Annotated in this window: 9 protein-coding genes; 8 read left to right on the top strand and 1 reads right to left on the bottom strand. The window is 64.0% G+C overall.

Features of this window, described 5'->3' with window-relative positions:
* The 4 genes from ABIV12_RS14885 to ABIV12_RS14870 form a co-directional block, all read left to right on the top strand.
* The coding region (locus ABIV12_RS14885) for a methyl-accepting chemotaxis protein (RefSeq protein ID WP_348060702.1) at positions 1–1,043 on the top strand (1,043 nt) is incomplete at its 5' end.
* Between the two features lie 105 nt (positions 1,044–1,148).
* The gene (locus tag ABIV12_RS14880; protein ID WP_348060700.1) at positions 1,149–7,382 is read left to right on the top strand and encodes an Hpt domain-containing protein; all 6,234 of its coding nucleotides are present in this window, start codon (positions 1,149–1,151) and stop codon (positions 7,380–7,382) included.
* Positions 7,372–9,162 carry a chemotaxis protein CheB gene (locus ABIV12_RS14875; protein WP_348060698.1) on the top strand — a complete coding sequence of 597 codons (1,791 nt, stop codon included), beginning with the start codon at positions 7,372–7,374 and terminating at the stop codon, positions 9,160–9,162. The genes ABIV12_RS14880 and ABIV12_RS14875 overlap by 11 nt, the downstream gene beginning before the upstream one ends.
* Before the next feature lie 94 nt (positions 9,163–9,256).
* Positions 9,257–9,721 (top strand): chemotaxis protein CheW, encoded by a 465-nt coding sequence (locus tag ABIV12_RS14870; protein ID WP_348060696.1) that lies wholly within the window; start codon positions 9,257–9,259, stop codon positions 9,719–9,721.
* A gap of 81 nt (positions 9,722–9,802) precedes the next feature.
* Here the strand turns inward: ABIV12_RS14870 and ABIV12_RS14865 are convergent, their stop codons facing one another.
* Complete coding sequence (locus ABIV12_RS14865; RefSeq protein ID WP_348060694.1) at positions 9,803–10,243, bottom strand: RDD family protein; 441 nt, start codon at positions 10,241–10,243, stop codon at positions 9,803–9,805.
* Positions 10,244–10,384: 141 nt separating this feature from the next.
* Here ABIV12_RS14865 and xerD point away from each other — a divergent pair, with 141 nt between their 5' ends.
* From xerD to ABIV12_RS14845, 4 genes are all read left to right on the top strand, one after another.
* Complete coding sequence (gene xerD, locus ABIV12_RS14860; RefSeq protein WP_348060692.1) at positions 10,385–11,320, top strand: site-specific tyrosine recombinase XerD; 936 nt, start codon at positions 10,385–10,387, stop codon at positions 11,318–11,320.
* 280 nt (positions 11,321–11,600) lie between these two features.
* Entirely contained in the window at positions 11,601–12,341 is a 741-nt protein-coding gene (locus tag ABIV12_RS14855; RefSeq protein WP_348060690.1) for a DsbC family protein, read from the top strand.
* 11 nt (positions 12,342–12,352) lie between these two features.
* Positions 12,353–13,096, top strand: a complete 744-nt coding sequence (locus ABIV12_RS14850) for a DsbC family protein (RefSeq protein ID WP_348060688.1) — start codon at positions 12,353–12,355, stop codon at positions 13,094–13,096.
* Between the two features lie 145 nt (positions 13,097–13,241).
* A partial coding sequence (locus tag ABIV12_RS14845; protein WP_348060683.1) for an AIR synthase-related protein occupies positions 13,242–14,838 on the top strand: 1,597 nt, incomplete at its 3' end.

The following is a 14,838-nucleotide window of genomic DNA, read 5'->3' as shown; positions in this document are numbered from 1 at the left end:
TGTTCCGCGACCAGCAGCGTCGCTACCAGCAGACGACCGCACTCAATCAGCGAAACCAGGACGCGATTCTGCGTCTCCTCGACGAGATGGGATCGCTCGCCGAAGGCGACCTGACCGTGAAGGCGACTGTCACCGAGGACATCACCGGTGCGATCGCGGACTCGGTGAACTTCGCGGTCGAAGCGTTGCGCAGCCTGGTCACGACGATCAACGAAACGGCCGTGCAGGTCTCTGCGGCCGCACAGGAAACGCAGGGCACGGCGATGCATCTGGCCGAAGCCGCGCAGCACCAGGCACGCCAGATCACCTCTGCGTCCGCCGCGATCAAGGACATGGCGACGTCGATCGACAACGTGTCGAAGAACTCGATCGACAGTGCGGAAGTGGCGCAGCGTTCGGTGCAGATCGCCGCGAATGGCGCACAGGTCGTGCGCCAGACGATTCAGGGCATGGACTCGATCCGCGACCAGATCCAGGAAACGTCCAAGCGCATCAAGCGCCTCGGCGAGTCCTCTCAGGAAATCGGAACCATCGTCGAACTGATCAACGACATTGCCGAGCAGACCAACATCCTCGCTTTGAATGCAGCGATCCAGGCTGCGTCGGCGGGTGAAGCGGGCCGCGGTTTCGCGGTCGTCGCCGACGAAGTGCAACGACTGGCGGAACGCGCATCGGGCGCGACGAAGCGCATCGAAACGCTGGTGCAGACGATTCAGTCCGATACCAACGAGGCCGTCAGCTCGATGGAGCAGACGACGTCCGAAGTGGTCTCCGGCGCGCGGCTCGCCGAGGACGCCGGTCACGCGCTTGGCGAGATTGAAACCGTGTCGAACAATCTTGCCGGACTCATCCAGGGCATCTCGACGTCGGCGCGCCAGCAGTCGGCCGCGGCGACAAACATCTCGGCAACGATGAACGTCATTCAGGAAATCACGTCGCAGACCTCGGTCGGCGCGAGCCAGACGGCCGAGTCGATCGGCAATCTGGCGCAGCTCGCTTCGGATCTGCGCCGCTCGGTCGCGGACTTCAAGCTGCCAGGATGAATCGACGCGCGATGACCACGTGTCATTCCATCAACTCTTCCGTTGCGGCGGCGCCCAGCGCCATCCGCATGGATCACGTCGGCCGTTGGAGTCGAGGGTAGTCGCATGAAGTTGCACGACGACGGCGAATTCACCGCCCTCAACTGGGTCAAGCAGGCGCTCGATGCGACGCTCGCGCAGGCGCGTGATTCGCTTGAGGCCTATGTCGAAGAGCCCGGTCACCTCGAGTCGATGCGTGCGTGCGTTGCGCATCTGCACCAGGTGCAGGGAACGTTGCGCATGGTCGAGCTGTACGGCGCGGCGATGGTGGTGGAAAACATGGAGCGGCTGGCCGAAGGCCTGGTCGCCGACACGATCCGCCAGCGCGAGGAGGGTTACTCCGTCCTGATGCGCGGCATGGTGCAGCTGCCCGATTACCTCGAGCGTCTGCAGAGCGGTCACAAGGACATTCCAATCGTCCTGTTGCCGCTGCTCAACGATCTTCGTGCGTGCCGCGGCGAAAACCTGATGACCGAGTCGGCGCTGTTCGCGCCCGACCTCAACGTTGTACTTCCGCCTTCCGCGGCCGGCAGCGCGCAGCCTCTTGCTCCGAATGAGCTGCGCACCCAGTCGCTGCGTCTTCGCCTTGCCTATCAGGCGGCGTTGTTGAAATGGTTTCGTGACGCCAGCGCCGCCGAGCACCTGCGTCGACTCCTCGATGTACTCGACCGCCTGCGCTCGATTTCGTTCGTTGCCGAGGCGCGTCGCCTTTGGTGGATCGCCAGTGGCGTAATCGAAGCCGTCGAGAGCGGCGGACTGGAAGCCAGCGTCGCGGTGAAGCTGTTGTTCGGTCGCGTCGATCGCGAGATCCACCGGTTCGCCGACCGTGGCGAGATCGGATTCGCGGCGTCGCCACCGCGCGAGCTGACCAAGAACCTTCTGTACTACGTCGCGCATTCCACAGCGACCGGCGCGCGCGCCAGCGCGATCCGCCAGAGCTACCAGCTCGACACGCTGCTGCCGACCGCAACCGAATTGCAGCACGCGCAAGGGTCGATGACCGGGCGCAACAAGAATCTTCTCGGCACCGTTTCGGCGGCGATCAAGGACGACCTGCTGCGCGTCAAGGAAGCGCTCGATATCTTCCTGCGCAGCGGCAATGCGGATGCGGCCGAGCTCGGCAACCAGGCCGAGATTCTCGATCGCGTCGGTGACACGCTCGGCATGCTCGGTCTCGGTGTTCCGCGACGGGTGGTGAGCGAACAGCGTGTGGTGATCGGCGAGATGGCGCAGCGCCAGCGGCCCATCGACGAGGGCGCGCTTCTCGATGTCGCGGGTGCACTGCTCTACGTCGAATCGTCGCTCGATGATCACATCGATCGACTGGGTGCGACAAGCGAAGCCGACGATTCGGGTGTGGAAAGCCAGCTCGAGCTTCCGCAGGCGGAAGTGCGAAAGATTCTCGATGCGCTGATGCGCGAAGCCGCCGTGAACATCCAGCAGGCGAAGCACGACGTCATCGAATTCATCGAGTCGCCGTGGAACCACGAACGCGTGGGTCAGATTCCCCGCCTGCTCGAAGAAATTTCAGGTGCGTTGCGCATGCTCGGCCTCGCCGATGCCGCGCAGCTCATGACGGCGATCGTCCGCTTCGTCGAGATCGAACTGATCGAGCACCGTCGAATTCCGACCGCCGAACAGATGGACAAGCTCGCCGATGCGCTGGCGGCGATCGAGTATTACCTCGAAGCGACGCGCGAGCAGCGACGCAATCGCGACAAGATCCTCGACGTGGCGCGAGAGAGTCTCGCGGCACTCGGCTATTGGCCGCCCCCGCCGGAACCGGAGCGGACAGCCATTCCGTCTCCAAGACCCATGCCGGATTCGGGCGCGACCTTCGCTCCGCTCCACGCGAATGCCATTGAGCCCCCACAGGCGCCGTCGCTGCAGCCGACGCCCGCCACGGAGACGGATTGGAAGGCCGCAGCCGATCTTGCCTACGGCGTGGTCGACGAGGACTTCCTGATCGAGGCGCCGCGCGCCCCGACGAGCGATCGTCTGCCGGATGTGCCGGTGGAGTTCGAGACGCAACTGCCGTCGATCGACCTGCTCCCCGGAGATGATCTGGGCGATCTGGTGATCGGCGACCTTCCGTCCACCGAACCGCAAGGCCAGGATCTTTCCGGATTGCGTCTGGTCGACACGAGCCCGGAAGAAGGCGCGAACTGGCACGAAGTCGAGGAGGAGGTCGAAGAGGAAGTTTCTGCAGCTGACGAGCCGGTGATCGGCTTCCAGCACACTGCGGGAGAAGAAATCGACGATGACATCCGGGAAGTGTTCATCGAGGAAGTGCAGGACGAGATCGTCAATCTGCGCGAACAGCTTCCCCTGTGGAAACGCGATCCCGCCAATCTCGACGACCTCAAGGCGATCCGTCGCTCGTTCCATACGCTGAAGGGGTCGGGTCGTCTGGTCGGCGCGATCGCGTTGGGCGAATTCAGCTGGAAAGTGGAGAGCCTGCTCAACCGAGTCCTCGAACGCGCAATTGCGCCGTCGCCGGCCATCGTCGCGCTGGTCGCGCATGCCATCGATGCCATTCCCGTTCTGCTGGCGTCCCTTCGCGGACAGCCTGAGGGGAATGCAAACCTTGCCGGCATCGTGGACACGGCGGATCGTCTGTCCGCCGGGGAAGACGCCTGGGTGTCGGAGCACGCTCCTGCAACGCGAATGGTCAAACGCATCGTGCGCCGTCCAATTCCAGCAGCGAAACGCGAACTCCCAGCGATCCGCGCCGACATTGGCAGCGTCTCCAGTTTTGCCGACCAGACCGGCGCGGCGGCCAGCGAACGGGAAATCGTTGCCGGTCCGCTGCCGAATGTCGACCCGGTGCTGTTCGACATCCTGCAAAGCGAAGTCGCAGCGCACCTGGGCGTGATCGAGGAATTCCTGGCGCAGTGTTCGCCGCAACCGATCGCCGCCACCGAGGAGCTTTTGCGCGCGGTGCACACGCTCAACGGCGCCATCGCGATGGTCGATATTCCGTCGATCGGCAAGGTGCTGGCGCCACTGGAAAACTACGTCAAACGCGTGCGCGGCGCAGGTGCCGCGCCGGAGGCGGACGGGATCGCAGCGCTGAGTGAAACCGTCGTGCTCACGCGCGAGGTGATGGAGCGGCTGACACGCCGAGCGGCTGATCTTCCCGATTCCACCGCGTTGGCGAATCGTCTCGTCGTATTGCGCGACAGCCTCCCGGACGCGTCTCTGCACGCGTACGTCGGCGAGGATGCCGGCGCGGGTCCGGGCCAGCCCGGCGAACCGCTGCAATCGATCCTTGACCCGGAACAGGACATCGTCCTGACCGAGGGTGATCTGACCGCAGACTGGGTGAGTCGATCCGGCCACGAATCGGCAGCACCCGACGCGCGGCTCGACACGCCGATGCCGGCGGACCTGGCGGCAGCGTTCGCCGACTTCGACGCACAATCGGCGGTGGATGCCGAGCCGATCGCCCGCCACGACCCTGCTGCACCCGACGTTTCCACATCGGAGCATCCCGAGGATCTGGACGCAGCGATCGAGCGGGCGTTGGGCTTTTTCGAAACGAATGCCGAATCGCTCACCGTCGATGCAGATGTCGTCGAGACCCTCGTCATCGAAAGCAGTTCACCGCAGACGACCGAGGCCGAATTCACTCTTGATCCGGATGCATCCTCGGCTGTGCGCGCTGAAGAGGAAGACGCGGTCGAGTCGTTCGTGTTCGAGACCGATCCTGAGGTGTCAACTGACGCGCCCATGACAAAGGCTGCGACAGTTCCGTCTCCGCTGGTCGAAGATCGCGAAACGTCGACGACGACCGCGCCTGCGAATGCGCTGCTTGCCGGCAAACAGGCGCCGCCGATCGCCGACGATCCGCAGCCTGACGGCCCACTTCAGATCGGCGACATCGACGACGACCTGCTCGATACCTTCGTGCAAGAAGGTGCCGACATCCTCGATCATTCTGATTCGCTGGTGGCGAGGCTGCGCGAAGCGCCGCACGACCGTTCGGTCATTGGCGAACTGCAGCGCGACTTGCACACGCTCAAAGGCGGCGCGCGCATGGCGGGCATCGCGCCGGTCGGCGACCTCAGCCACGCAATGGAATCCCTGATCGACGCATTCAGCGACGGTCGTCTCGCAATCGACCGCGTGGCAGTCGAATCGCTCGAGCGCGGCTTCGATCGCTTGCATGGCCTGGTGCAACGCGTCGCCCAGCGTCGCGCGGTTGCCATGCCGGCAAATGCGATTGCGCGTTTCGAAAGCCTGATCGCCGGCGATGTGCTGGCGGCTGCGCCACCGGCTCCGGTTGCGACGGCACTGGACAGCGTGCCGGAACCGGCACCCGTCGTCGAACACATCGAGTCCGCGGACGCCGTGGTAGATGCGGCGCCAGACGGTAGCCGCCCGGCCCCGCGTCACCTGACCGCGATGGACCAGGTCGAGGTCGTGCACGCGCCGCAGGAAATGATCCGCGTGCGTTCGGATCTGCTCGACTCGCTGGTGAACTATGCGGGCGAGGTGTCGATCTACCGCTCGCGGCTGGAACAGCAGATCGCGACGTTCCGTTTCAACCTGGTCGAATTCGACCAGACCGTCGCGCGCTTGCGCGAACAGTTGCGCAAGCTCGAGATCGAAACCGAGGCGCAGATCATCGCGCGATTCCAGCGCGAGCAGACGGACACCGGCATCGGCGCGTTCGATCCGCTCGAACTCGATCGTTTTTCGCAGTTGCAGCAGCTGTCGCGCGCACTCAGCGAGTCGGTTTCGGATCTGGTCTCCATCCAGGGACTGCTCGACGAACAGACGCGTCAGTCTGAAACGCTGCTCCTGCAGCAGTCACGCGTCAACTCCGACCTGCAGGAAGGCCTCATGCGCACGCGCATGGTGCCGTTCGATTCACTCGTCCCGAACCTCCGTCGTACGTTGCGCCAGGCGGCGCAGGAACTGGGCAAGAGAGCCCAGCTCAAGGTCGACGGTGCGCACGGCGAAATGGATCGCAACCTGCTCGAACGCATGAAGGCGCCGTTCGAACACATGCTGCGCAACGCGCTTGCGCACGGAATCGAATCGCCCGACGTGCGTACTGCGGCGGGTAAACCAGCCGAAGGCACGGTCAACATTGCGGTCAGTCGTGAATCGACTGAAGTGGTGCTGCGCGTCTCGGACGACGGAGCTGGCATGGACCGCGATGCGATCCGCCGCCAGGCGATCGAGCGCGGCCTCCTCAAGGCCGAAGCACAGATGTCCGATCGGGATCTGTACGGCTTCGTTCTCGAGAGCGGATTCTCGACTGCGCGCGAACTGACCCAGTTGTCCGGACGCGGTGTCGGCATGGACGTCGTCCACAACGAGATCAAGCAGCTCGGTGGCTCGCTCGTCATCGATTCGACGCCCGGCAAGGGCGTCAATTTCACGATCCGTCTTCCCTTCACCCTCGCGGTGACGCAGGCGATCCTCGTCAAGCTCGGCGAAAGCAGTTATGCGATCCCGATGTCGTCGGTGCAGGGCGTCGCGCGAATTGCGCAGGACGATCTCGATCGACGCATCGCCGAGGGCAACCCGAAGCACAACTACGGTGGTGAGGAATACACCATCTACGATCTCAGCCAGTTGATCGGCGTTCCGCGCGCACGCGCTGTGGTCGAGGAGACGCAGGTTCCGCTGCTGATGACACGCACCGGCGACCAGCGCGCGGCAGTGCGGATCGACGGCGTGGTGGGCTCGCGCGAAGTGGTCGTCAAATCGGTCGGTCCGCAGGTCAGTTCGGTGCCGGGCATCTTCGGCGCGACCATCATGGGCGACGGCGCGGTCGTGATCATTCTCGACCTCGCCCCACTGGTGCGACGACTCGCGGCGCTGCGTGCGCGGATCGAGGCAGGCAGCACCGAGGAAATGCCGGCCTACATGGCCGTCGTGCCGCAGCCGGTCGTCGAGACGCGACAGAAGCCGCTGGTCATGGTCGTCGACGATTCGATCACCATGCGCAAGGTCACCACGCGCGTGCTGGAGCGTGCCGATTACGACGTGGTGACCGCGAAGGATGGACTCGACGCGCTCGAGAAGTTGCAGGACACGGTCCCGGACCTGATGCTGCTGGACATCGAAATGCCGCGCATGGATGGCTACGAACTGGCGACCTACATGCGCAACGATTCGCGCATGCGCAAGGTGCCGATCATCATGATCACGTCGCGTACCGGCGAAAAGCATCGCCAGCGCGCTTTGGAAATCGGAGTCGAGCGATATCTCGGCAAGCCGTACCAGGAAGACGATTTGCTCAAGCAGGTCAATGAAGTGCTGGGGCGCGAACGTGTCCAGTAACGAATCGAGTGTCGCGGTTGCGCTCCTCTACGAGAAGCCCGAAGACGGCAATCTGATGCGGGATGTCCTGCGGTCGTTCGGTGCGTCGATTGTCTACGAGGCGCTGGCGAGTGAATTCGATCGCGCTGCGCTGGAGCAGTCACGCGCGAGCGTGGTGGTGGTGAATCTCGATGCGCAGAACGACCCCGATCTGGATGGGGTCTACGAGCTGCTCGACGATGCCCGCTATCGCGTCGTTTTCAACGAGAGCGAAGTGTCCAACAACCTTTCGGGCTTCGATCACGCACGCTGGGTACGCCATCTTGCCGCCAAGGTTCTTGGAGCCGATGTCGACCCGCCACGTCCCGCGGATGCGCGGCCCGTGCCCGCTCCTTCCGTGCAGTACACGACCCCGATCGCGGCACCGCCGGCACCCAACGAAGGGGTGACACGGTTTTCCGCGTCACCGGCCGATGTCGCTACAGTCCAATCCACTCCGCTGACAACGGACGAGTGGACATCCACGCGCGTCGGCGCCGAGCCGGCAGCAGGCGCGCCGTCTGTTGGCGACGTCGAGGCCGGCGAAGTCGACCTGATCGATTTCGACGCGTTGCTGGAAATGCCGGGCGTGGGCCCGCGCGACTCGATGCAGTCGGCGGCGGGCTTTGGCGAATCGGATCCGCCGCCGCCGTTGAGCGACGCGTTCCAGATCGACTTCGACGACGATTCCGGAGAATTCGCAAGTGACGAGTCCATTGTGCAGGGCCTTGAAGGCGTGCACCTCGATGAAGCAGGTCTGACACTCGGCGGTGCCGATGGTCCGGCTGACGCCGGATTGACGGCGGACGCGAGCGATCTCGATCTCGACCTCGATTTCGATCTGGACATGGATCTTGACGCCCACGCATCGGTGCCTGTCTCGCCGGCCCTCGACCCTGCCGAGCCCGTCGTGCCTCAGGTCGTCAGCGCGCCAGCGTCGTGGGCGCTGGAATTTGACAGTTCGGAATTGCCTCTTTCCGCTCCGACCGGACGCGCCGATTTCGGAATCGAGAAGCTGCGCGCCGAGGAATATCTGGCGCCGGAGAAAAATGAGGCTGCGGAAATCGAATTCGCCGACGCGGCAAATTCCAGTTCGCTGGAACTCATCCCAATCGAGGAAGCGGTCGTGCCGAGGGCCGCTGCCATCGAGGACCATGAAAACTGGCTCGACCCGGATGCCGTCGTCATTGCGAAGGCGGCGGTGCAGCAGGTGTGGGTGCTTGGCGCCTCCATCGGCGGACCCGAAGCCGTGCGTGAATTTCTTGCGCGGATTCCGCGCGACTTCCCTTCGCTCTTCGTGCTGGCACAGCATCTGGGCGATGAGTTCGTCGGCATGATGACCAACCAGCTCATGCAAGCGACCAAATTGACGGTGCGGACGCCGGCACACGGCGAGAGGGTCGCCCACGGTGACATCGTGGTCGTTCCGAATTCCCACCGTCTGCTGATCGACGCCGAAGGCGTCGTGGTTCTCGAGCGCAATACCGGATCCAGCGCGTTCAGTCCGTCGATCGACCGCGTGTTGCACGACATGGCAGACGCGTTCGGCGCGCAAGCCGGAGCGATCATCTTTTCCGGCATGTCCAGCGACTCGGCCGACGGGTGTCGCTATCTCGCCGAGCAGGGCGGGCTCGTTTACGCGCAGCGACCCGATACCTGCGTGGTCAGCTCGATGATCGACGGTGTCTGCGAGACCGGCGTCGTGAGTTTCCTCGGCTCGCCACAGGAATTGGCCGAAAAATTGCTTCAAACGAAACCGTAAGGCATCGGATCGCTGACGCGACGCGCGATCCAGTCGGCACATCTGCACAGAATGATACGCACCACTCAACGGTTGAACAGGCGGGGAAATCGAGATGGCTGAATTACCGCGCGAAATCCGCGGCGTGATGGTGCCTGTAACGGAAGGGCGCCTGTTGCTGCCGAACGCCACCGTCGCCGAAGTGATCAGCTACACGAAGCCGGAGGCTGTGGAAGGTGCGCCGGCGTGGTTGCTTGGTCGCCTGGCCTGGCGTGGCTGGCGTCTTCCGCTGTTTTCGTTCCCGATGCTCACCGGCAAGCTCGAAGACGAAAGTCGCAGCAATGCGCGCGTCGCGGTGCTGAAGGCTCTCGGTGGCAATGCCGGCATGCCGTTCATCGCGCTGTTGGCGCAGGGCTTCCCGCGGTTGACCACGATCACCCCGGAACTGCTGATTCCAACGTCCGACGAACATCAGTTCGCCGCCGGCGTGCGCGCCGAAGTGCTGGTGCGCGACGATCGCGCGACGATTCCGGATCTCGACGTGATCGAGGGAATGGTTGCGCGCGCGATCGCCGCGTAAGGCGAACGCGGTTCCGGTCGCATTGTGCGATCCCGCTCTTCAAGCAGGACTGTTCACGCCCGTCAGCATTGATCGGGCACTTCAATCAGGGCGGGAAACGCGAACCAGCATGCTGCGCGCCACGATATCGTGCCAGCAGCGCCGGCGCTGATCGAACAGACTCCACAGGAATCCGCCGCCGATTGCAGCCAGTGACAGCAACGCGGCGAAAAAACGCAGACCGGCCCGCGTCCACGACAAGGGGCCACCGTCGTTCGCAACGACCTGCAAGCGCCACGCACGCATGCCGATGGTCTGTCCGCCGCGCGCCCACGACACGACGAAGTACGCCGCCGTCACGATCAGCAGTGCGCCACGCAAGGCCGCGTTATACGCGAACGATGGATGGGCGATATCGACGTCGCCACGCGCGAGCAGCAACATCGAACCGGCCGTCAGCATCCACAGCGCGATCAGCGGGAACAAGTCGTAGACCGCCGCGGCGATCCGCAACCACAGCGGAGCGGACGTGGAAGCGTTCATCGGATTCCATTTCATTGGCAACCATCAGGGTCCCGGTTTAGGCTCCTCTGCGCAAGAGTGCGAGCGACAGAGGGAGGACGAATGGAAAGCGCGACACGTTTGCCAGATCGACCCGGTCGTCGCGAACCGTCGGATGGGTCCGTGCCGGACACGGCGGCAGGTATTGCGCCGGACGATGCCGAACGCATTGCTTTTTTCCTCGAGCGCGCATGGTCGGAACTTGGACTGGCCGACAATACGCTGGCCAGTTATCGGCTTGACCTCGAAGGATTCTCGCGCTGGCTCGGCGCGCGCGCGCGTTCCCTTTCCGATTGCGGGCGCACTGAGCTGCAGTTGTTTCTCGGCGAGCGCAGTACGTCCGGAGGAGCAACCGGGCGCGGTTACAAGGCGCGTTCGAATGCGCGGCTGTTGTCGTGCCTGCGGCATTTCTATCGCATGCTGGTCCGCGACGGACGCCTCGCTGTAGATCCCACTCTGCTGATCGACGCGCCGAAGTTGCCGAGAAGCTTGCCCAAGGCGCTCTCCGAATCGGAGATCGACGCACTCCTGCGCGCGCCGTCCAGCACGCCGCTCGGTTCGCGCGATCGCGCAATGCTGGAACTGATGTACGCAACGGGCTTGCGCGTGAGCGAGCTGGTCGGCATCACGGCCAGCCAGGTGAATCTTCGCCAGGGCGTGCTGCGCGTGGTGGGCAAGGGCGGCAAGGAGCGTCTGGTTCCGCTCGGCGACGAAGCCGCTCACTGGTTGACGAGCTATATCGGCGAGGCGCGCCCGGTTCTACTGAAGGGAGGGCGCAGCGATGCGCTGTTCGTCAGCAACCGCCGCGCCGCGATGACCCGCCAGATGTTCTGGGTACTGGTGAAGAAACATGCGCTCGCCGCCGGGATCGCGCCGGCGCGGATCTCGCCGCATGTGCTGCGCCATTCGTTCGCCACGCATCTGCTCAATCACGGTGCCGACCTGCGCGCCCTTCAACTCATGCTCGGCCACACGTCGCTGTCGACCACACAGATTTATACGCTGGTCGCGAAGGAAGGCCTGAAGCGACTGCATCAGCAGCATCATCCGAGAGGCTAGTTGCGCCGAAAGAGGCACCAGGCGAGGCATGCGGATCGGCCGTGAAACGGCTTTCGCCCATGAGGATGTCCGGTGACGGCACGGTTGAAAAACATCCGCGCAGACATGATCAGGAGCACGTGACTTTCGCGCTCCCCGGCTGCGTGAGACAATCGCCAACCCGTTCAGGGAACGAAAAGCAGCCAGGCGCGGTCCATAGCCTCCTTGCGCATCGCTTCGTGCCGAAAGATTCGGTGCTATCGCCCGTTCTCTCCATCGATATCTGCAAATGAGGTTCATCATGCGTCTTCTTTTGATCGTTCTCGGACTGCTGCTGGCCGGCAATGCGCTGGCTGCGACGCCGGAGGAGATCGTCCGCAAGGCGATGGCCAACATCACACCGCAACTGAAGGTGGATGCGGCACAGGAATCGCAGGTTCCCGGATTCTACGAGGCAATCGTCGGCGGCGAATTCGTCTATGTGAGCAAGGACGGCCGCTACGTTCTGGTCGGAAGCGCGTTCGATGCCACCAACAAGGTGGATCTGACGAACATCGCGCGCGCCAAGGTGCGCCGGACTGCGCTGGCGAAGATCGGGCCGGACAAGCGCATCATCTTCCCGCCCAAGGCGCCGATCGCGACGAAGCACACGGTGACGGTGTTCACCGATGTCGATTGTCCGTTCTGCCGCCGCTTCCACGAGCAGGTCGCGCAGTACAACGCGAAGGGAATTGCTGTCGATTACCTCTTTTATCCGCTTTCGATCCATCCGGGCGCCGACAAGAAGGCCGAAGCGGTCTGGTGCTCGAAGGATCGCACGAGCGCGTTCACTGCGGCGATGTCCGGGCAGGATCCCGGCAAGGCGACGTGCCCCAACCCCGTGCCAGAGCTGATGCAGCTTGCCCAGTCGCTCGGTATCGGCGGAACGCCGACGATGCTTGCCGATGACGGTAGCCAGATCTCGTCACAGATTGCCATGTCGCCTGACCTGCTTGCCGCCGAACTCGATCGTCTGGCCGCGGCCAGCTCCGCGAAAAACTGAGGATACGCACGATGAAACTCCGCACTCTCTCTGTTCTGTGTTCGGGCCTTTTTCTCTCGTGCGCGTACGCGGCAGAGCCCGCAAGCGATGCGGCGGCCCGCAAGACGCTGCAGGAACTCGTTCCGCAGGCGAAGATCGACGTGATCGAACCTGCTCCGCTGCCCGGCTATCGGCAGGTGATCGTCGGCCACCAGATCGTCTATGTCAGTGACGACGGCAAGTACCTGTTGCAGGGAACGTTGTTCGACAGCCCGTCGAAACGCGACCTTACCGCGGCACGCTTCGCAGGCGAAGCGAAGAAGCGCGTCGACGCAGTGCCCGCCTCCAAGCGCATCGTGTTCGCGCCGTCGGGCAAACCGAAATACACCGTCGCGGTATTCACCGACATCGATTGCGGTTATTGCCGCAAGCTGCATTCGCAGATGAGCGCATACAACCAGGCCGGAATCGAAGTGGATTACCTCTTTTTCCCGCGCTCGGGCGTCGGCACTCCTTCGTACGACAAGGCCGTGTCGGTCTGGTGTGCGAAGGATCGCAACGCCGCGTTCACCGCAGCGAAGGGTGGAGCGACTCCCGCGCCGTTGAAGTGCGACAACCCGGTGGCCGAGGAATTCGCGCTCGGCTCGCAAGTGGGCGTTGACGGAACCCCGACGATCTTCGCGCCCGACGGCACCAAGCTGGGAGGCTATCTTCCGCCCGACCAGCTTCTGGCCAAGCTGCAGGCGTTGGAAAAGGCTGGCCTCGCCGCGAACTGAGCGACGTCAATCGTGCTGAAACCGACGCCCGGCACATGCCGGGCGTCGTCGTTTACGGGGGACGAATGTCTGGCGACGGCCGGGTAGGGACGACGCCGGCGCGCATCCGCTATCATGCAAGGCTGTCCTCGACGCCGCCCGCGCCATGATCGCCCTCGACGGCCGCTCCGCGTTATCCGCATTCCGAATCGATCGGTTGAATCACGCGCTGGCAGCCATTGCGCCCGGCGTGATTCTTCGCGCGTCGCATCACGTGTACTTCGTCGACGCCGAGCAGGACGCGTCGCTTGACCTGCCGAAGCTGTGCGATGTCGTCGAAGCACACCCCCGCGCTGCAGGCGCCGCGACTCTCTGGGTCGTTCCCCGTCTGGGGACACGCTCACCCTGGTCGAGCAAGGCGACCGACATTCTCGTCGGCTGCGGTTTTCCGGTGCGCCGGATCGAACGCGGGCTTGCACTCGACATTGACGGCATGCCAGCGGTCGGGAGCGCCGCGCGCGACCAGGTCACCGCCACGTTGCATGATCCGATGACCCAGTCGCTGGTCGACTCGATCGCCGATATCGCGCACCTGTTCGATGCCGGTGTTCCGTTGCAGCTCGAACGGATCGAACTCGGCAACGACGCGGTCGCTGCGCTTGAAGCGGCGAATCTGCGTCTGGGTCTCGCGCTCGCTGCGGACGAAATCGCGTACCTGGCCGAGAGCTACGGTGAGCTGATGCGCGATCCGTCGGACGCCGAGCTGATGATGTTCGCCCAGGCCAATTCCGAGCATTGTCGCCACAAGGTGTTCAATGCATCGTTCACGATCGATGGCGCCGCGCAGCCACGCTCGCTGTTCGCGATGATCCGCAATACGCACCAGGTTTCTCCGGCGCATACGCTGTCGGCGTATCACGACAATGCCGCTGTCATCGCCGGCCATCCGGCGGCGCGTTTCTTCGCCGACGCGGCGGACGGCAGGTTCGGCTCGCACATCGAGGACGTGCCATACGCCATCAAGGTCGAGACGCACAACCATCCAACGGCAATCTCTCCGTATCCTGGAGCCGCGACCGGCTCCGGTGGCGAGATCCGCGACGAAGGCGCGACCGGTCGCGGCGGAAAGCCCAAGGCGGGGCTGGTGGGCTTCACCGTTTCGCACCTGCGTATTCCGGGTCTCGCTCGCCCGTGGGAAAGCGAGCGTCCATTGCCGCCGCGCTTCGCGAGCGCATTCGAGATCATGCGGGATGGCCCACTTGGTGGCGCCGCATTCAACAACGAATTCGGACGCCCTTGTCTCGGCGGCTATTTCCGGACATTCGAACAGGAAGGCGGCGCGCGCGGTGTGCGCAGCGGGTACGACAAACCGATCATGATCGCGGGCGGGCTGGCGAATCTGCGCGCAACCGACGTCGACAAGCGAACGCTGCAGGAAGGCGACGCGGTGATCGTCCTCGGTGGTCCGGCGATGCTGATCGGTCTCGGCGGCGGCGCTGCATCGTCGATGGCGGCCGGCGCCAGTTCCGAGCAGCTGGATTTCGCGTCGGTGCAGCGCGACAACCCGGAAATGGAACGGCGCTGCCAGGAAGTCATCGATGCGTGCTGGGCTCGCGGCGATGCCAATCCGATCGTGTCGGTGCACGATGTCGGCGCCGGTGGTCTGTCGAACGCGATTCCCGAGATCCTCAACGATTCGGGCGTCGGCGGTCGCATCGACCTGCGCACGATCCCCAGCGACGATCCTCAGCTGTCGCCAATGC

This window comes from Dokdonella sp. (assembly GCF_039926425.1).
GTDB lineage: Bacteria > Pseudomonadota > Gammaproteobacteria > Xanthomonadales > Rhodanobacteraceae > Dokdonella_A.
Note: the sequence above shows the minus strand (reverse complement) of the source record. Positions and strands in the feature narration are given on the sequence as shown.